18 protein-coding genes are annotated in these 18085 nt (G+C 68.5%); 9 read left to right on the top strand and 9 right to left on the bottom strand.

What is annotated here, in order from left to right:
• Positions 1-10: 10 nt before the first annotated feature.
• The gene (locus tag E0H50_RS12000) at positions 11-2167 is read right to left on the bottom strand and encodes a beta-galactosidase (RefSeq protein WP_131287137.1); all 2157 of its coding nucleotides are present in this window, start codon (positions 2165-2167) and stop codon (positions 11-13) included.
• 135 nt (positions 2168-2302) lie between these two features.
• On the opposite strand from E0H50_RS12000, the gene E0H50_RS11995 reads away from it, so the two are divergent.
• The 5 genes from E0H50_RS11995 (at position 2303) to E0H50_RS11975 (ending at position 8833) form a co-directional block, all read left to right on the top strand.
• Positions 2303-3289: a LacI family DNA-binding transcriptional regulator gene (locus E0H50_RS11995; RefSeq protein WP_202868113.1), complete on the top strand. Its 987-nt coding sequence runs from the start codon at positions 2303-2305 to the stop codon at positions 3287-3289.
• Between the two features lie 135 nt (positions 3290-3424).
• Complete coding sequence (locus E0H50_RS11990; protein ID WP_165547076.1) at positions 3425-5083, top strand: ABC transporter substrate-binding protein; 1659 nt, start codon at positions 3425-3427, stop codon at positions 5081-5083.
• 4 nt (positions 5084-5087) lie between these two features.
• On the top strand, positions 5088-6077 hold the full coding sequence (locus E0H50_RS11985; RefSeq protein ID WP_131287133.1) for an ABC transporter permease: 990 nt from the start codon (positions 5088-5090) through the stop codon (positions 6075-6077).
• Entirely contained in the window at positions 6074-6958 is an 885-nt protein-coding gene (locus E0H50_RS11980; RefSeq protein ID WP_131287131.1) for an ABC transporter permease, read from the top strand. Before E0H50_RS11985 ends, E0H50_RS11980 begins: the two co-directional genes overlap by 4 nt.
• 3 nt (positions 6959-6961) lie before the next feature.
• The gene (locus E0H50_RS11975; RefSeq protein ID WP_131287129.1) at positions 6962-8833 is read left to right on the top strand and encodes an ABC transporter ATP-binding protein; all 1872 of its coding nucleotides are present in this window, start codon (positions 6962-6964) and stop codon (positions 8831-8833) included.
• 4 nt (positions 8834-8837) lie between these two features.
• Here E0H50_RS11975 and E0H50_RS11970 read toward each other — a convergent pair whose 3' ends face one another.
• On the bottom strand, positions 8838-9596 hold the full coding sequence (locus E0H50_RS11970) for a phytanoyl-CoA dioxygenase family protein (protein WP_131287127.1): 759 nt from the start codon (positions 9594-9596) through the stop codon (positions 8838-8840).
• A gap of 86 nt (positions 9597-9682) precedes the next feature.
• On the opposite strand from E0H50_RS11970, the gene E0H50_RS11965 reads away from it, so the two are divergent.
• Positions 9683-10483 (top strand): helix-turn-helix transcriptional regulator, encoded by an 801-nt coding sequence (locus E0H50_RS11965; RefSeq protein ID WP_165547075.1) that lies wholly within the window; start codon positions 9683-9685, stop codon positions 10481-10483.
• Positions 10484-10526: 43 nt separating this feature from the next.
• Here E0H50_RS11965 and E0H50_RS11960 read toward each other — a convergent pair whose 3' ends face one another.
• Together E0H50_RS11960 and E0H50_RS11955 are read right to left on the bottom strand one after the other, a co-directional pair.
• On the bottom strand, positions 10527-11195 hold the full coding sequence (locus tag E0H50_RS11960; protein ID WP_131287123.1) for an anti-sigma factor: 669 nt from the start codon (positions 11193-11195) through the stop codon (positions 10527-10529).
• On the bottom strand, positions 11182-11760 hold the full coding sequence (locus tag E0H50_RS11955) for an RNA polymerase sigma factor (protein ID WP_238150917.1): 579 nt from the start codon (positions 11758-11760) through the stop codon (positions 11182-11184). The genes E0H50_RS11960 and E0H50_RS11955 overlap by 14 nt, the downstream gene beginning before the upstream one ends.
• Positions 11761-11920: 160 nt before the next feature.
• Between E0H50_RS11955 and E0H50_RS11950 the strand changes: the two genes are divergently transcribed.
• Positions 11921-12766: a MerR family transcriptional regulator gene (locus tag E0H50_RS11950; RefSeq protein WP_131287119.1), complete on the top strand. Its 846-nt coding sequence runs from the start codon at positions 11921-11923 to the stop codon at positions 12764-12766.
• Here the strand turns inward: E0H50_RS11950 and E0H50_RS11945 are convergent.
• Together E0H50_RS11945 and E0H50_RS11940 are read right to left on the bottom strand one after the other, a co-directional pair.
• The gene (locus tag E0H50_RS11945; RefSeq protein WP_131287117.1) at positions 12747-13424 is read right to left on the bottom strand and encodes a class F sortase; all 678 of its coding nucleotides are present in this window, start codon (positions 13422-13424) and stop codon (positions 12747-12749) included. The genes E0H50_RS11950 and E0H50_RS11945 overlap by 20 nt on opposite strands.
• Positions 13421-14290, bottom strand: a complete 870-nt coding sequence (locus E0H50_RS11940; RefSeq protein WP_131287115.1) for a DUF4397 domain-containing protein — start codon at positions 14288-14290, stop codon at positions 13421-13423. Before E0H50_RS11940 ends, E0H50_RS11945 begins: the two co-directional genes overlap by 4 nt.
• Before the next feature lie 188 nt (positions 14291-14478).
• Between E0H50_RS11940 and E0H50_RS11935 the strand changes: the two genes are divergently transcribed.
• Positions 14479-15321: an alpha/beta fold hydrolase gene (locus tag E0H50_RS11935; protein WP_131287113.1), complete on the top strand. Its 843-nt coding sequence runs from the start codon at positions 14479-14481 to the stop codon at positions 15319-15321.
• Here the strand turns inward: E0H50_RS11935 and E0H50_RS11930 are convergent.
• Positions 15318-15644 (bottom strand): nuclear transport factor 2 family protein, encoded by a 327-nt coding sequence (locus E0H50_RS11930; protein ID WP_131287111.1) that lies wholly within the window; start codon positions 15642-15644, stop codon positions 15318-15320. The genes E0H50_RS11935 and E0H50_RS11930 overlap by 4 nt on opposite strands.
• Before the next feature lie 59 nt (positions 15645-15703).
• On the opposite strand from E0H50_RS11930, the gene E0H50_RS11925 reads away from it, so the two are divergent.
• Positions 15704-16480 carry a helix-turn-helix domain-containing protein gene (locus tag E0H50_RS11925; protein WP_238150916.1) on the top strand — a complete coding sequence of 259 codons (777 nt, stop codon included), beginning with the start codon at positions 15704-15706 and terminating at the stop codon, positions 16478-16480.
• Here E0H50_RS11925 and E0H50_RS11920 read toward each other — a convergent pair.
• Together E0H50_RS11920 and E0H50_RS11915 are read right to left on the bottom strand one after the other, a co-directional pair.
• Entirely contained in the window at positions 16452-17639 is a 1188-nt protein-coding gene (locus E0H50_RS11920; protein ID WP_131287107.1) for an epoxide hydrolase family protein, read from the bottom strand. The genes E0H50_RS11925 and E0H50_RS11920 overlap by 29 nt on opposite strands.
• Positions 17636-18061, bottom strand: a complete 426-nt coding sequence (locus tag E0H50_RS11915) for a MarR family winged helix-turn-helix transcriptional regulator (protein ID WP_238150915.1) — start codon at positions 18059-18061, stop codon at positions 17636-17638. The genes E0H50_RS11920 and E0H50_RS11915 overlap by 4 nt, the downstream gene beginning before the upstream one ends.
• Between the last annotated feature and the right edge of the window lie 24 nt (positions 18062-18085).

Here is an 18085-nt window from a genome sequence, read left to right as displayed (position 1 = left end):
CGGCGGGGGCTCAAAACCGCAGCAGCGCGTGGCCGCGGGCGGGGAACGTGGTCTGTCGTTGCACCTGCTGCCTGTCGACGCTGATCGACGCGCTGATCGGGTACGGCGCCACGTTGACGGCGATCAGCAGGTTGCCGTGCTCCGACGTCACCGGCACGGTCACCAGTCCGGTCCGGTCGGCCTCGATTCCGACCCGGGGCCGGACGCCGAACCTCGCGAACAGCGCGTGCCAGTTGCCGAGATGCGCGGCCGGGAAGTCGCAGCCGACGAAGATCAGCGAGCCCGCGCCCAACTGCGCCTGGACCGCGCAGGGTAGCCCGGACCCGACTTCGCGGAGCAGCACCTCGGCCTCGGCGGGCGCTTGCAGCAGTTGCGCCGAGCTGACCCGCAGGTCGGCGTCCAGGGGGAAGGTCGCTGAGCCGGTCACCGTCGGCCAGTACGGTCCCGACTCGTCCCGCCGGTCGATGCGGACACCGGCCGATGAGAGCCCGAAGGCATCGGCCAGGATCGTGCACGGCGTACCGTCGTGGTCGCGATCCGGCAGCAGCCCGGTCAGCAGCAGGTTGCCGCCGTTGCGTACGTGGTCGGCGAGCCACCGCTGGACCTTCGCGCTCAGCGTGCGCGGGCTGCCGAGGACGATTGTGCGGGGTGCTTCGGGCGCGGTCGTACCGGCTGTCCAGGCCGACTCCGGATCGGCGAGCGCCTGCAGGTCGACTGCGTCGACGTGGTAGCCGCCGAGCACGATCGCCCGGCCGAGCGCGTCCCGCGCGCCGAAGCCGCGATAGCGTTCGAGGTCGTCGACCTGCTCGTGGCGGGCCGTGGCCGCGGGATGGGCGTACTCGGTGAGGTAGTGATCGGCGACGAAGCCGAAGCCGACATCGTCGGTCAGTTGCCGCCCGGTGGCGAGGATCGGCTCGTACGACCGAATCTCTTTGATCACGGCCGCCAAGGCGTCGAAGGCCGGCGTCGTCCGTCCTTCGGGATCGATCGGCGCCGCGAAGCCGTGGCGCTCGCCGGTGAAGGCGATCCGCGGGATGCCGTCGTTCCCGGAGCCCTCGAGGACCGGGTTGCGGCCGCCGGTCAGCAGGTAGTAGTTGATCAGCCGATTGCCCTGGCCGAGTGTCAGCAGCGTCTTGTGTACGCCGGACTCCGGTGAGCTGAGCGCGTCGAGATTGTCGCCGTAGTCACCGGTCCCGATCTCGAACTCCAGCGAGGACGCCGGCTGGTCGGGACCGTTGACGCAGGCCAGGATCGCGTTGCACAGATAGAGATCCGCGACGTTCTGGACGGTCAGTTCGCCCAGATAGTAGTCGGAGCCGGCGACCAGTCCGTCGCGTCCCCGATAGGCCGGGGCGAGCTGGCTGACCCCGATCGGGAACGTCGTACCGCGCCCGCCGCCCGTGCCGTGGACGTTGATCAGCAACGGCACCGCGATGCCCCGGTCGCGGGCGAAGGACTCGAGATGCTGCAGGTAGTCCGCGAAGTCGTCCCGAGCCCAGAGCCCGAGCTTTTGGTGGAACGCGAGTGTCTGTGCCGGATCGCCGGCGGCGCGGACAGCAGCGTTGTTCAGGTGTGGCGTGTTCGACACCCAGGCGAGCATGCCGACCTCGTTGTCGAGCTGGACGCCGACGATCGGGCCGTCCGGAGCCTGTCGCGGTGCCAGTAGCTCGAAGACGGCATCGAGCCAGCGCTCTGCCTCGGCACGGAAGCCGGGGTGCTGATAGTCGAGGTCCTCGGTCGGGGCGATCCTGCCGTCCCAGCCGGTCGGCTTGGCGTCCGGGTGTTCGCGATGGATCCGGTCCGGGATGCCCTCGTTCTTCAGCTCGGCCATCACGAACGGACCGGGCCGGGCGAGAAACCGCAGGCCGAGAGAGTCGCACAGGTCGATGAAGGCCGGCAGGTCCCGTTCCGGGCTGGTGCGCCCGGTGAGGTCGAGGTCCCCGTTCGGCAACTCGTGCCAGATCCAGGGGATGTAGCTGGCGACGGTGTCCAGGCCCGCGTCCCTGGCCTGGGTCAGCCGGTCGGCCCATTCGTCGCGGCGCAGCCGGAAGTAGTGCACTTCTCCGGACAGCAACAGGGTGGGCGTTCCGGCGACCTCGATCTGCCCCGATCGCACGGTGATCTGCCCGCGCTGCGGGCGTGGGCCGGTCTCGGCTGCTGGGCTCATGAGGCTCCTGAGGCTCCTTCATGGGGCGCGGTAACGCTCCGGTCGGGTCTGGCAACGAGCTCTGGCGGTTGGAATTGTAACCGGTTACACTCCCAACCCGGCAAGCCCTTACCGATCCGGAAAGGAGATCCGTCAGTGACTGACGACCGCATGAGCGTGCGTGAGATCGCCAAGCTGGCGGGCGTTTCCACGGCCACCGTGTCGCGGGTCTACCGCGGCGTCGGCAGCGTTTCGGCCGCGACGCGGGCCAAGGTGCAGGCCGCGATCGAGCAGTACGGTTACCGGCCCAGCCACCTCGGTGAGGCGCTGGCCAATCGGCGTCACGGAGCGCTGGCGGTGGTCTTCCCGGGCCTGTCCGGGCCGTACTTCGCCGAGTTGATCAACGGCGTCGAGAGTGTCGCCGTACCGCGTCAGGTGAGTGTTCATGTGATCGGTACCCACCTGCGGCGGGAGGCGCCGGACGAACTGCTCGACGTCGCCCGGCGCGTCGACGGGATGGCCATCCACGGCGGCACCGTTCCGAAGACCGTGATCAAGGAACTGGCGGCCCGGCATCCGGTGGTCATGATCGGTCCGGATCCGCATCCGGCGCCGATCGTCGTCCGGACCGATCATCAGGCGTTCCGGCAGCTGGTGAGTCATCTGCTGGCCGATCACGGCCTGCGGAAGCTGATCTTCGTCGGCAACCCGGCAGGCTCGCCGGACCTGACCGAGCGCTGGGACGCGTTCGTGGCCGCCCACGAGGAGCTCGGGCTCCGGCCGGGGAAACAGTTCCGGACCGGCCTCGAACAGACTCACGGCGTACAGGCCGCCGACGAGGTCCTGGCCGGCGGGTACGACGGTGCCGTCTGCGGGAACGACGAAACCGCGCTCGGCCTGATGATGGCGGTCCTGGGACGCGGCCTCCGGGTCCCCGGCGATCTGGTGATCACCGGCGTCGACGACGTCCCGATGAGTTCGCTGGTGAGCCCCGGGCTCACCACAGTCGCCCGGCCGCTGGCCGAACTCGGAGCGACAGCGACCCGGCTGCTGCTCGACCTGATCAACGGCGCGGACGTCGCGCCGGAGACCGTACTTCCGTCGCGGCTGGTCCGGAGGGCCAGCTGCGGCTGTGAGGACTGAAGCGAAACAACTTCCAGTACAGCATCCGAACCAGGTAGCAACCTGACACACGGAGGTGTCGTCATGACAAGTACTTCGTTCCGCATCCGACGGGGGCAGCGGTCATGGCGGGGGGTCCTAGTCGCGGTATCGGCGGTGGCCGTTCTGGCGCTGCCGGCGTGTGCCGGCAGTCGCGTCGCCGGTGAGAAGCAAGCGCAGCAGGGGAGCACGGCGGCGTCGGGCATGATCCCGGAGCTGAATCTGAGTTCCGAGTCCGACGCGGCCATGGGGAGTCTGGTCAACTACAACCCGTTCGCGGTCCAGCAGACGGTCCGCACCTGGCTGTTCGAGCCGCTGATGCAGCAGAGTTCCCTGGACTGCAAGGTCGTTCCGTGGCTCGCGACGGCCTACACCTGGGAGAGTCCGAGCAAGCTGGTGTTCACGATTCGCCAGGGGGTGAAGTGGAGCGACGGCTCGCCCTTCACCGCGAAGGACGTCGCGTTCACCTACAACCTGACCAAGAAGTACCCGCCGATCGACCTGGCCGGTGTCTGGAACAACACCTTCGGGCCGAAGGCGAAGTCGGTGACGGCTGACGGCGACAAGGTGACGTTCGAGTTCGAGGGGCCGGCGGCCACCAAGTTCCCGTACCTGATCGGCCAGAAGATCGTCTCGGAGAAGGAGTTCGGCCCGGCTGGTGACCCGGCCAAGTACGTCTCGAAGAACCCGATCTCGACCGGACCGTTCAAGGTTGCCTCCTACAACGGACGGCAGTTGGTGCTCGAGCGCCGGCCGGACTACTGGCAGGCCGACAAGGTCAAGGTCCAGAAGCTCGTCCTCGAAGGCCACTACAGCGACAACGCCAACCAGGCGGCGGCCAAGCTGAAGGCCGGCGAACTGGACTTCTACAGCGGCGAGATTCCCAACCCGGAGAAGGCGTTCGTCGCCGACGACCCGAAGACCAACCACGTCTGGTACGCGCCCAACGGCGTCACCGTGGTCGCGCCGAACCTGACCAAGAAGCCGTTCAGCGACGTGAAGTTCCGGGAGGCGCTGGCGCACGGTATGGACAAGCAGCGGGCGACCGAGAAAGCGACGTACGGCCTGATGAAGGTCGCCAGCCAGTCCGGGCTGCCGTTGCCGCAGAAGGACGACATGCTGCCGTCGAAGTATCCCGCCGACAGCACGGTGATCCCGTTCGACCTGGCCAAGGCCAACCAGTTGCTCGACGACGCCGGGTACCGGAAGGGTTCGAACGGCGTCCGGCAGAATCCCGACGGCTCGCCGATCAAGATCACGTTCTCGGTGCAGGCCGGCTGGATCGACTACGAGGCGATGGCCGACGAGATCACCAGCAACTTCCGCAAACTGGGGCTGGACATCACGGTCAGCAAGATGCCGCCGGAGGCCGTCGACCAGCAGAAGAAGTCCGGCAACTTCCAGCTGATGATCAACTACATGGGCGCCGGGTGTGACTACGCGCACGGCATGGGAGCGACCGTCTCGACCGCGGAGATTCCCGACAAGACCACGATCAAGGGCAACATCGGGCGCTACTCGAATCCCGCCGTGGACAAGGCGATCGGGGCGATGGCGTCCGCGACCGACGAGGCGGCGACGAAGCAGCAGGTCGGCGTACTGGTGGACGCGATGATGACCGACTATCCCGTGCTGCCGATCCTGTACGCGCCGGCCCGGGCCATCTACCGCACCGATCACGCCGTCGGCTGGCCGACCGCCGACGACCCGTACGCGAACCCGCAGGACCAGCCGCTGGTGTGGATCACGCACCTGACCGCGGCTCCGTCGAAGTAGCCGGATGCGGTACTTCGCGCGCAAGATCGGCTTCTTCGTCCTCACCCTCTGGGCGGTCGTGACGCTGAACTTCCTGATCCCCCGGCTGCAGCCGGGGGATCCCGCCGAGCTGATGGTGCAGAACCTCGCCGGGAAGAACGCGCAGCTGAATCGCGCGCAGGTGGAGGCGATGCGCGATCTGCTGGGCGCCCCGTCCGGCTCGCTGTTCAGCCAGTACTGGAGCTACCTCGGACAGCTCGCGCACGGCGACCTCGGGATCTCCTACACGTACTTCCCGTACACGGTGGCGGAGGTGATCGGGAAGGCGTTCTGGTGGACCGTCATCCTGGTCGGCGCCGTCCAGCTGCTGTCGTTCGCGATCGGGATCCTGCTGGGCGCCTTCGCCGCGTGGCGGCGGAACAGCCGGTTCGACACGTCGGTGACCGTGATCTCGACCTTCGTCGGGACCCTGCAACCGTTCTGGATCGCGCTGCTGCTGATCTACGGGCTGGGCTACGGCCTGGGCTGGTTCCCGACGGCCGGCGGCTACGAGGCGTCGACCCCGGGCTTCAACGGCGCCTTCCTGTACGACGCGTTGTCGCACGCGTTCCTGCCGGCGCTGACGTTGATGATCGTGACGCCGATCGGATGGATCCTCGGGATGCGGAACACGATGATCATGAACCTCGGCGAGGACTACATCAGGCTGGCCCGGGCCAAGGGGCTGCCGGACCGGATGATCGCCCTGCGGTACGCCGCCCGGAACGCCCTGCTGCCCAGTGTCGCGGGGTTCGCGCTCGCGCTCGGCGGCATCCTCGGTGGCACCATCCTGGTGGAGTCCGTGTTCGACTATCCCGGCCTCGGCCGGCTGATGGGCGAAGCGGTCGGCATCAAGGACTATCCGCTGTTGCAGGGCCTGATGCTGCTGACCGCGGTCGCGACGTTGGTGGCCAATCTGATCGCCGACCTGCTGTACGGCGTCCTCGACCCGCGAGCCAGGAGGGCAGCCGCATGAGCACCGTGGCCACAGAAACAGTCACAGCACCAGCTGTCGCCGACCGCTGGTACCGGGTGGTGTGGAGCAGCAAGAAGGCCCGGGTGGGGATCGTCGTCGTGGCGATCTACACGCTGGTCGCACTGCTGGCGCCGGTGATCGCGCCGTACGGGCCGACCGACGGTTCGTTCACACCGTTGACCGGACCGTCGGCGCAGCACCTGCTCGGGACCAACGTGGCCGGTGTCGACGTGTTCTCGCAGGTGATCTACGGCAGCCGGGTCTCGCTGATCGTCGGGCTGCTCGGCGGGTTGCTGGCGACCGCGATAGCGCTCGTGATCGGAATGGTCTCCGGCTACGCGGAGGGTACGTTCGTCGACGACGTACTGACCTTCCTCACCAACACCGCGCTGGTCATCCCGGTGCTGCCGTTGATCATCACGCTGGTCGCGTACTCCGACACCCGCGGCATCCCGTTGATCGTCGGGGTCATCGCGTTCACGTCCTGGGCGGGCGCCGCGCGGTCGAAGCGGGCGCAGATCATCACGTTGCGGAACCGGGACTTCGTCACCGCGGCGAAGTTCTCCGGCGACGGCACGTTCCGGATCATCTTCTCCGAGATCCTGCCGAACATGACCTCGCTGGTCGCCGCCGCGTTCGTTGGTGCGGCCACCGGTGCGATCGGCGCGGAGGCCGGGCTCGCGGTGCTGGGACTCGGCAGCAGCGACTCGGTGTCCTGGGGGACGATCCTCTACCAGGCCGACGCCGCCGGCGCGATTTCCCAGGGGCTGTTCGTCTGGGTGTTCGTCCCCGGTCTGGTCCTGGCGATCCTGATCACGTCGATGGCCTTCATCATCTTCGGCATCGATCTCCTCAGCAATCCGCACCTCAGGGAGGACTGAGACATGGCGCTCCTCGACGTCCGCGATCTGTCGATCCGCTACGAACCCAAGCAGCGGCCCGCCGTCGACGCGGTCGATCAGCTCAGCTTCAGCATCGACGAGGGTGAGTTCGTCGGCCTGATCGGCGAGTCCGGTTCCGGCAAGACCACGGTCGGTATGGCCGTACTCAGGCTGCTGCAACGGCCAGGACGGATCAGCGGCGGCTCGATCACCTTCGACGGCACCGACATCGCGCACCTCAGCCAGGACGAGCTACGCAAGTACCGCTGGCGCGAGATCTCGACGGTCTTCCAGAGCAGCATGAACGCGCTCAACCCGGTGACCCGGGTCGAGGCGCAGTTCGCCGACGTCATCCAGTGCCACACCCAGTTGCGCGGCGGTGAGGTCACCGAGCGGATCAGGACCCTGTTCGACATGGTCCTGATCGACCCGAAGTTCATGACCGCGTTCCCGCACGAGCTGTCCGGCGGTATGCGGCAGCGGATCAACCTCGCCCTCGCGCTGGCGATCGGGCCGAGGTTCGTCGTACTCGACGAGCCGACGACCGGGCTGGACGTCGTCGTACAGCACAGCATCCTGGAGAACGTCCGGCGGCTGCAGGCAGAGCTCGGCTTCGCGGTGCTCTTCATCAGCCACGACCTCGGCACCGTTCTCGACCTCTCCGACCGGACCATGGTGATGTACGCCGGGAAGCTCGCCGAGGAGCAGGCGACCCGGCAGCTGCTCCGCGACCCGCTGCACCCGTACACCAAGGGATTGCTGGGATCGTACGGCGACCCTCGCGCGGAGACCGTACGGATCACGTACGTTCCGGGCCGGCCGCCGGACCTGGCGCATCGTCCTGACGGGTGTGCGTTCGCCGCGCGGTGTCCGGAGCGGATCGACCGCTGTGCCGAGATCGAGCCCGCACGGACGGAGGCCGGCGAGGGGCTGGTGGCGTGTCATGTGGCGGCCATTCAGCGTGGTGCCGATGGATCCGGCATCGAGGTCGGCCCGCCGATCCGCACCTTCGCCGGACCGCAGTTCGTGAAGTCGGCCGCCGCCTCGGCGGAGGCGGCTCGGGGTCTGCCGCTGGTCACCGTCGACGACGTGTCCAAGACCTACGTCCGCCGGCAGGGACTGCGCGCTGTCCGGACCGAGGCGGTGTCCGGGGCGAACTTCGTCCTCCATCGTGGCGGCGTGACGGCCCTGGTCGGGCAGAGCGGCAGCGGCAAGTCGACGCTGGCCCGGATGATCACCGGAGTCGACGCACCGACCGCGGGCCGGATCACCTTCCACGGCTCCGATGGTGACCAGGTCGTCGCACGGATGCGCGGCCGTCGGCTGCGCAGCTATCGCGGCAGCGTCCAGATGGTGTTCCAGGACCCGTACTCGGCGCTGAATCCGACGAAGACCCTCGGCGCCACACTCGCCCGGCCGTTGATCAACTTCCAGCAACTGCACGGTTCCAAGCTCCGGGAACGGGTGATCGAGCTGCTGGAGACGGTCGCGCTGTCGCCGGGAGAGCGGTTCGTCAACCGCTATCCGCACGAGCTGTCCGGGGGCCAGCGGCAACGAGTCGTGATCGCCCGCGCGCTGGCCGTCGAGCCCGAACTGATCGTCGCCGACGAACCGATCTCCAGCCTCGACGTGTCGATCCGGGCCGAGGTGCTCGAACTGTTCGACAAGCTCGTCCACGAGCGGAACGTCGGCATCCTCTACATCACCCACGACCTGCTCAGCGCCCGGATGCTCTGCGACGAGGTCGTCGTACTCAACGAGGGCAAGGTGGTCGAGCAGGGCCCTGCTCTGGACGTGATCCGTTCACCCCAGGACGACTGCACCCGGCTGCTTCTCGATGCGATCCCGAACCCGTTCGCCGCGGCCCGCTCCTGAGCACTCAGGCGCGCACGGTTCCGTCGACCAGGAACGGTTCGAAGGAACCGTGCGGCGCCGTACCGTCGGCGTTCATGATCACCTCGGGGGAGTACTGGAGCAGGTACACCTGGCGCAGCTTGTCGGTCAGGTTCGCTCCGCTGCGGTGGATCACGGTGCTCGAGAAGCAGACGATCGACCCGGCCGGGACGATCACCGGCATACCGGGGTCGGAGCCGAAGTAGCAGACCCGGTCACCGGTCTCGATTGTGACGTGCTTGATGTAGGACTTGATCCCCGAGCGGCTGTACGGCAGCAGGTAGACCGAACCGTTCTCCTCGGTCACGTCGTCGAGTGCGATCCAGCAGGTCAGGTACGGCGTGTGGTTCTCGTGGACGTACCCCGAGTCCTGGTGCCAGGCGAACGTGGTGTCGGGATCGCCCGCCTTGATCACGTACTGCTCCCAGAACAGGTAGGCGTTCTCGCCGAGCACCCGGCGGCAGATCTGCTCCATGATCGGTCCGAAGATGAAGCTCCGCAGCTCCGGGCGCTGCTGGTAGATCATGTTGCTGAAGTACCGCTTGCCCTTGGCGTTGATGCCGATCCGGTCCACCCCGGCGGCGTCCATGGCGGCGTCGAGGCGATCGATGGAGAACTGCGCGGCACCGCGCAACAGCTCCAGGTCCTCCGGGCCGATCACGCTCTCCAGGACGAAGTAGCCCTCGTCGGCGTACTGGGACATCTGCTCGTCACTGACCAGTTGGGAGTTCTCCGTTTGCGTCATGATGATCACTCTGGCAAACCGGCAGCAGGCGGTGGAATGCTCGCGGTGGCTGTTCGATGTACGTTTTGGCGCGTAGGTTGACGGTCATGGCCGGCGGCTACCAGCGGATCACGATGTCGGACCAGGGCCCGACACCGTTCGGCCGAGTGCTCCTGGCCGGCGAGGTCTCCGACGCCGAGCCGATTGTGGCCGGACCGCTGCGCACCTTGCCGGGCACGGTCATCTCACTCGTCACCGCCGGGACCGGCTTCTACCGGCACGCCGATCGGCACATCGAGCCGATCGTCGGACCTTCACTGACGGTGGTGCTGCCCGGCGAGCAGCACTGGTACGGCACCCACCCCGGTCAGCGCTGGAGTGAGTGGTTCGCGGTCGTCGAAGGGCCGGCGTTCGACCTGTTGCGCGAGACCGGACGGCTGACCTGGTCGGGTCCCCGGCCGCTCCCGCGTGGAGTTCGCGAGGCCGACCTGGCCCTCCTGCTCCGCAGCGCACCGCCCGGCTCGGGAGCCGAGCAGCAGATCTGGGCACTCGCAAGCTGGCTGTCCGGAGCGCTGGCTCCATCCGTAGACGACGAGACAGCCCTCTGGGACCAGGCAGCCCGCCTACTCAGCGAGGACCTACCCCACCGCCTGGAGATGCGCGACGTAGCAGCCCAACTGGACCTCGAGTACGACCGCTTCCGCCGGTCCTTCCGCGACCGCTTCGGCAGATCCCCCCTGGCCTTCCGCAACGACCGGCGGCTGGAGGCGGCGGCTACGTTGCTGCGGGCAACCAACCTGACCTGCCGCGAGATCGCCCGGCGGGTCGGCTTCTCCGACGAGTTCCACCTGTCGCGCCGGTTCCGCGCCCGGTACGGCGTACCACCGACGAGCTATCGAACCGACTGAAGACGTGCGGCCCGTGATCGAGCCTCCTGCGGCCGGCGGTGGATCAGCTGGGGAGGGTGCCGCGGATCAGGCTGTCGTGGGAGTGTTCGGGGTTGCCGTCCTCGGGTTCCAGGGAGATGTCGACGATGCGGTAGCCCTGGGCCGTGGCGCCGGTGGGGATCTGGAACGTGCCGCCTGCTTGGGGATTCAGCACGCCCAGCGACACCATGCGCTTTCCGTCGGTGTTGATGAGCCAGACCTCGTAGAAGCCCGGGCCGGCCGCGAGTCCTGAGGCAGACACCTTCAGTTCCTCGGCTCCGGACACCTGGACGATGCCCGCGCTGCCCGTGCCGCTCTTGCCGGCCAGCGGCTCGAGCCGGATCGCCGTCGGGGTGGCCGGCGTCTCCTCATCGGTGGCCACGAGCGTCGCACCTACGCCGATGCCGGCGCCGGCAACAGCGGCCACCGCAGCGGCGGCGGCCAGGGTCCGGCTCCGGAACCGTCGCTCCGGCCCGACCTGCTCGGTGGAGTCGAGTTCGCCGGTTATGCGTGTCCAGACCTCGTCCGAGGGCTGTTCCATGGACGGCAGCGAGTGTGCGAGGTCGCTTACTCTGCGGAGCTCGTCGAGCTCCGCCTGGCAACGGTCGCAGGAACGCAGGTGGTCGGCGGCGGCCGGATCCGGCGCGTCGCCTTCCACCGCCCACCGTGCCAGCTGCTCCTCATCGACGTGCATCGTCACCGCTCACCTCCCGCAATCGGTCCCGCAGTTGCAGCAGGCCTCGTCTGATGTGGCTCTTCACCGTTCCGAGCGGCAGTCCGAGCTGCTCGGCGATCTGCGGATGCGTCCGGTCTTCGTAGAACGCGAGCCGCAGGATCGTCCGCCGCGGATCGTCGATGCGTGCCAGTTCGTCGGCGATTACCACCCGGTCCACGACGGCCTCGTCGACGACCTGCGGCGCGGCCCCGCCGTCGGCCAGCCGTACGGCGGCCTCGGCCTTGCGGACGTCCCGCTGCCGAACGGCGAACCGGTCGGCGATGCAGTGCCGGGTGATCCCCGTGATCCAGGCGCCGAGGTCGCCGTGGTCCGGGTCGAAGGTGCCGCGGCCGCGCCAGGCCGCGACGAAAACCTGCTGGGTCACGTCCTCCGCGTCCGCACGGCTGCCCAGCGACCGTAGCGCGAGCGTGAACACCAGACCGGACCACCGCCGGTAGGCAGCGCTCAGACCGGCGTCGCGGCCCTCGGCGAAAGCCGTCGCGATCTCGGCCGCCGTCGGATCACCGGCGTCCTTGCTGGTCACGGCTCGAACTGTAACCCACGCCGGACCGGCGGAAACCCGCCACAACGCAGCACCTGTCACCTCGAGCTCCCGCCGTATCGCGATCCTCACCAGGTACTTGGGCTGCGGAACGTCTTAAGGATGCACCGTGCCGATCCGGGACGCTCACTATTGTGGATTCATGGCCGAGCTGTCCGGAACGCGGACGTCGCTTCCACGCGACGCGGTATGGCCTGTCGGGCACGTGGCCGCCGAACTGGGCGTGCCCGCGGTGACGTTGCGCGCCTGGGAGCGCCGGTACGGCGTCGGGCCGTCCTTGCGGACCGATGGCAGGCACCGCCGGTACTCGACCGCGGACGTCGAACGCCTGCGCCGGATGATCGCGTTGCAGGACGCCGGTATGTCGGCGATCGACGCCGCACGCCTCAGCCGCCGGCCGCCTGGCGCTCCCGCGAGCGTCGACGACCTCCTGAACCGGCTCGAGTCCTACCAGCTGGCCGAGGTTGACGACGTGCTGGCTCACCTGTTCGACGATCGCGGTGCGGAGCCTGCCTGGGACGAGGTGATTGCTCCGGTGTTCCGGGAGCTGGGACGCCGTGCCGGCCGCCGCCCCGACTGCGCCGACCTCGAGGTGCTCTTGGCTGCCGCGGTCGAGAGAGCCGCGCAGCACCACGCTCAGCTCGAGCAAGCCGGAGACGCAGTCTTACTGGTGCCTTGTCCTGGCGAGGCGCACACTGCCCCGCTCGCGATCCTCCGTGCCGCACTGATCGAGCGCGGGCAATCGGCGATCGTGTTGGCGCCGGGTGGAAACGACCTGTCCCTGCTCGCGGCGGCCCAGCGCGTCCGGCCCGTCTCTGTGGTGTTGTGGTCGATGGCCAGGCACGCCGGGCAAGCCGCGCTCCGCCGTCGTCTCGAGGACGAGGGCCACCAGGTCGCTACCGCCGGGCCGGGCTGGCCTCGGTCGGCGCGCGACCTCGACGATCTCCATCAGGCCGTCACCTTCCTGCTTACGCAGCACGCGCGGTGACGACAAGGTTGTCTCGGTAGCCGCCCCGGTCGCGGTTGTACGGGCCGCCGCAGGTAACGATCCGCAGTGCCCGGCTGCCGTCGCGCGCGAAGACGCGGTCCAGCGCGAGGCTGGTCTTCCGCACTTGCTCGACGTCGCCGACTCGGTACGTCGCCGTGCTGCCGGCGGAGCGGAGGACGATCAGCGCGCCGGGCTGGAGTTCGCGGAGTCTTACGAGCGGGCCGACGCCGTACTCCTTGCTGTCCAGGTGACCGCCCAGGACGACTGAGCCGGCGGGGCTGTCGAGGCTGGGGCCGAAGCGGTACCAGCCGATCGTCGCGGGATCGGGAGGTAGGTCCATCTGGCCGTTCGGGGCGACTCCGACGGGCAGGACGGGCATGTCGATGCCGATCGCCTGGATCTGTAGCCGGATCGGCGCTGTCGAACGCTTGGCTGTCGGCGGATCGGCCGGGCGGGCAGCGATGCCGGCACTCGAGGGCCGCGGGGTGAGCGACGAGGCAGGCGATGGAATGGCCGGGGTGGGCGGGGAAAGTGGAACGGTGGTCGCCGGGCCGGTGCGCTCGCGGGCAGGACGGTCCGGCGAGCTGCAGCTGCTCGTCAGCGTGACAACGGCGAGTGCGGCCGTCGCGAGGACGGCCGCACCACGGGTGCTGATCACGAATGCCTGCGTACCCGGACTGCCGACGTACCGAAGCCGAGGACGGCAAGCGCGACGATCGCGAGGACGGCGGTCAGCCACCCTGCGCCGGCAGGCGAGCTCTGCTCGGCAGCCTGACCACCTGTACCGCCCGGAACGCCCGACGGGTTGCCGTGCAGACCCGAGATGGTCTGCACTGCCAGCTTGAGGTTCTTGCCGGCTGCGCTGCCCCACGCGTACACGATGGTGTTCGTGCCCTCTTCGAGGTTCACCTCGGCCGGGCCGATGGCGACGGTCGACGTCCCGGCCAGGACCACGTCGGCCTTGATCGTGCCGGCCGGCAGGTCCGCCTTGACCTCCTTCGGATTCGTCAGCCCCTCGAACACCGGTTTGCCGCCGGCCCGGACATCGACGGCGGGAGCGGCCGCGGCGTGCCGAACCGTCACTCGCGCCTTGCCGGCCGCGAGCTTCGCGACATCGTTCACGTACGGCGTCAGCACGGGCTTACCGGCCGCGTTCAGGTGCGCGACGACGGTGATGTTCGCGCCGCCCGGCACCTTGACGTCGTCGGCCTGGATGACCGCGGCTCCCTTGGCGCCGGCACCGGCCGCGGTCACCTTCAGGTCGTACGTGCCCTCGGGGAGCTTGACCGGGTCGGTGAGCGTACCTGGCTTGAAGTTCGTCAGCAGCGCCTTGCCGTTCGCGTAGACGTCGACGGTTGCTCCCGGTACCGCGTGCAGTACGGAAACGGTCGCGGACGCCGTCGGTTTCGCCTGCGCGCTGACCGCAACAGCCGCCGAACCGCTGACAGCGAGCACGCCGGCGGCGAGCAGCGCAGTAACACGAGGTACAGAAACACGAGGTACAGAAACACGACGTACAGACATGGAGGCCCTCCTCAGGGCTCGGAACTCTCTTGCCCCCACTTCCGCCGGACCCCGCGATCTGGATGCGGAAACTTCGACAAAACTTGTACAAAGCCTTCAGGGGCCCGTGAAAGTCGGTGCCAGCGGGAAGACAGTCGCGTGTCAGTGCTGTTGGACATCCTGGGGAGCGGAGCGAGGGAGGTCCGGGGATGCGGGGCACAGAGGAGTGGGTGCGGGGGCTGGTCGCGGGGGTCGAGGTCTCGACGACCGGGGCGGGGCCGGGCGTGGTGGTGATCCCGGGTGTCAACCGGCGGTCGCACCACTACAAACAGTTGGCGCGCGGATTGGCCGGAGCCCATACCGTGCACGTGATCGAGCGTCGCGGACGCGGGGCGAGTGCCGCGCGCGGGCCGTCGTACAGCGTGGAGACCGACGCGGACGACGTACTCGCGGTCCTGGAGCACACCGGCGCGCGAGCGGTCTTCGGGCACAGTTACGGCGGGCTGGTCGCGCTCCACGTAGGGCTGCGACAGCCTCTGGACGCGCTGATCGCGTACGAGCCCGGGGTGAGCATCGACGGGTCGTTCGACGGGAGTTGGCTGGGGGCGTTCACCCGGCACCTGGAAACGGGCCGGCGGGTGGCTGCGATGACGACGTTCCTCAAAGGTACGGACCTGTTGCCGTTCCGCGCCTCACCACTGCTGTGGGCGGTCTCCCTCCTGCTGGTGCACGGGCCCCGCAGCCGCGAGACGCGCGAGATGATGCCGACGACCCCGGGTGAGATCGCCGAGATCGTCCGCCTCGACTCCGACGCCGGCCGGTACGCCGGGATCGCGTCGAGAACCCTGCTGCTCGGCGGATCCAAGTCGCCCGCGTATCTGACCGGTGTCCTGCCGCGGCTGGCCACGATCCTGCCGAACGCCGAGTTCCGGGTTCTCCCGGACCTGGACCACAACGCCCCCGACGAGAACGCACCCGACGCGATCGCCCAGCAGATCCGCGTGCACCTGGTTCGCGGCGAACGCCACCACTACGAAGAGCAGAATCGCTAGTCCACCACAGGTTGTACGACGTCCCAGTGTTCGACGATCTGGTTGTTCTCGAAGCGCCAGATGTCGACCACGGACTGGGTGGATTCGGGGGTGGTCATCAGGTAGTGGACGACGACGTGGGTGTCGTCGGCGATGACGCGGTGCAGCTCCAGCTTTGCGCCGGCGACGGGGGCCTTGGCGATGAACTCGATGAAGGCGTCGCGGCCGGAGGGGTTGCCGGGGCTGTGTTCGACGAAGTTCTCGTGCAGGAGCGGGCGGAGCGGTGCGAGGTTGCCGTTGGCGAATTCCTGGAAGGCGTGCAGGGTGAGCTGCTTGATCGTCATGGGTACGACGATCCGGCCCGGGATGCGGTGGTGTCGATTACATGGCTTGTAATGGAGGGGTGAACGACAGGCCGGTGGGTGAGCTGCTGCGCGAGTGGCGGCGGCGCAGGAAGCTGAGTCAGCTCGAGCTTGCGATCCAGGCGGACGTGTCGTCCCGGCACGTGAGTTTCGTCGAGACCGGGCGAACGATTCCGAGCAGTGCGATGGTGGTGCATCTCGCCGAGCACCTCGCCGTACCGCTGCGGGAACGCAACCGGCTCCTGGTCGCAGCCGGCCACGCGCCGGTCTACCGGCAGACGCCGCTGGACGATCCGGACATGAGCCGGGTCCGCGCGGCCCTCGAACAGTTCGTCCAGGCGCACGCGCCGTACCCGGCGGTCGCCGTCGACCGGCGCTGGAATCTGTTGCTTGCCAACGATTCCTTCAAGGTGTTCCTGGCCGGCGTCGACCAGAAGTTGCTCGCGGCACCGATCAACCTGATGCGTCTCGGCCTGACCCCCGGCGGCCTGGCGATCCGGAACCTGGAACAGGTCCGCGGCTACCTGCTGCCCCGCCTGGCCCGGCAGGCCGCCGCCTCCGGCGACCCCGAACTGCACCAGCTGTACGACGAACTAGTTGCCCAAGGCCCCGTCGATACCACGCCACCGGATCCCGCCGACCTCGCCCTCCCGATCCACATCCACTACCGCGGCACCGACCTCACCTTCCTCAGCACGGTCACCACCTTCGGCACCGCCTTCGACATCACCCTCGAGGAGGTCGCCGTCGAGACCTACCTGCCCGCGGACGAGCGCACGATGCGGTACTTCACCGGAGCTCGCGGAACGTTCGCCTGAGGTCGGCGGTCCATTCCGTGGGAACCTCCCACGGGATGAAATGGCCGCCGTGAGGGTGGGCGGTGATGTTGGTGTGGTTGTACCAGGCGGCGCGGTCGCTCGCGAGGAAGTTCTGGACGCGTTCGGAGGGAGTGCGGACGCCGGGCGGGTTCTCGTAGCCGACGAACGTGATGCCGGTCGGGGCCTCGATCACCGGCGTACGGTCGTGGGACGGCGTCCACGGGTAGCGATTGTTGTTCGCGTACGTGCGGATCGAGGTGTCGATCGCGTCGCCCGCCCAGTAGATCGTCGCGTGGGTGAGCAGGTCGTCGTCGCTGAACGGCTCGTCCTCCGACCAGCTCAGCCAGCGCTCCATGATCCACGCGAGCATCCCGGCGGGGGAGTCCGCGAGACCGTAGCCGAGCGTGGTCGGGTGCAGCACGTGGGCGGCGAGGTGCGCGGCGAACCGGCGTTCGAACTGGACGATCCCTTCGTGGATCTCGGACGGCAGCCCTTCCGGGATCGGCCGTCCGCCGCTCAGGTCCCAGCCGCGATCGCCGTTGAAGAAGTCGAGTTTCAGCGCCGACCCGATATGGATCCCGTACAGCTCACCGGCGTACTTGTGGCCGAGCTGCCCCGTCACCAGCGCGCCGACGTCACAGCCGGCCGCGGCGTACTTCGGGAACCCGAGGACGCCGGTCATGAGTTCGTGCCAGACGTCGGCGATCTTCCAGAAGTTCATGTCCGGGCGGGTCGGCGTCGAGAACCCGAACCCGGGCAGCGACGGGACGATCACGTCGAACGCGTCCGCCGGATCACCGCCGTACGCCGCGGGATCGGCCAGCCGGTCGATCACCTTCGACCAGTGCCAGAACGTCCACGGCCAGCCGTGACTCAGGATCAACGGGATCGGCCGCGGGCCGACGCCTGCGCGGCGCAGGAAGTGCACCGGTACGTCGCCGACGTCGACGCGGTAGTGGTCGTACTTGTTGATCGCCCGCTCCGCCGCGCGCCAGTCGAAACCGTCCGCCCAGTACTCGACGAGCGGCTGCAGACGGGTTCGGCGTACGCCGTAGAAACCGTCGTCGTTGCCGGCGTCGCGCGGCCACTTCGTCGCGCGCAGGCGGCGGCGGAGGTCGTCGAGGACCTCATCCGGTACGGCGATGGGCGTTGGGATCATGGGGTGTCCTCGGCGAGTGCGGTCAGGCGGTGGAGTACGTCGATCGAACCCGCGAGCACCGCGCGCTCTTCGGGGGTGAGCTGCTCGACGAGCCCGGTCAGCTTCGTGACCCGATTGGTGTGGCGGGACCGGACGAGCTCCTGGCCGGTGCTGGTGAGCGACAGGAGGCTGGCGCGGCCGTCGGCGGGGTCGGGTCGGCGCTGGACGAGCCCGTCCTGCTCGAGCTTCGCAACCAGGCTGGTCAGGGCGGGCTGCTTGAGCTGCTCGGTCGCCAGGAGGTCGGTGAGGCGCAGCGGCCCGCGCCGGTGGAGCGTGTGCAACACCGAGAGCGCCGAGAAGTTGAGCCGCCGTACCGAGGGCAGGCGGATGAAGATCGTGTTGAAGTCCTCGATCACCGTGGTCAGCCGATCGACGTCCAGCACACCCTCCTCCTTCCCCACCGCGAC

The organism is Kribbella sindirgiensis (assembly GCF_004331435.1).
GTDB classification, from domain to species: domain Bacteria; phylum Actinomycetota; class Actinomycetes; order Propionibacteriales; family Kribbellaceae; genus Kribbella; species Kribbella sindirgiensis.
This window is presented reverse-complemented; position numbering and strand designations above follow the sequence as displayed.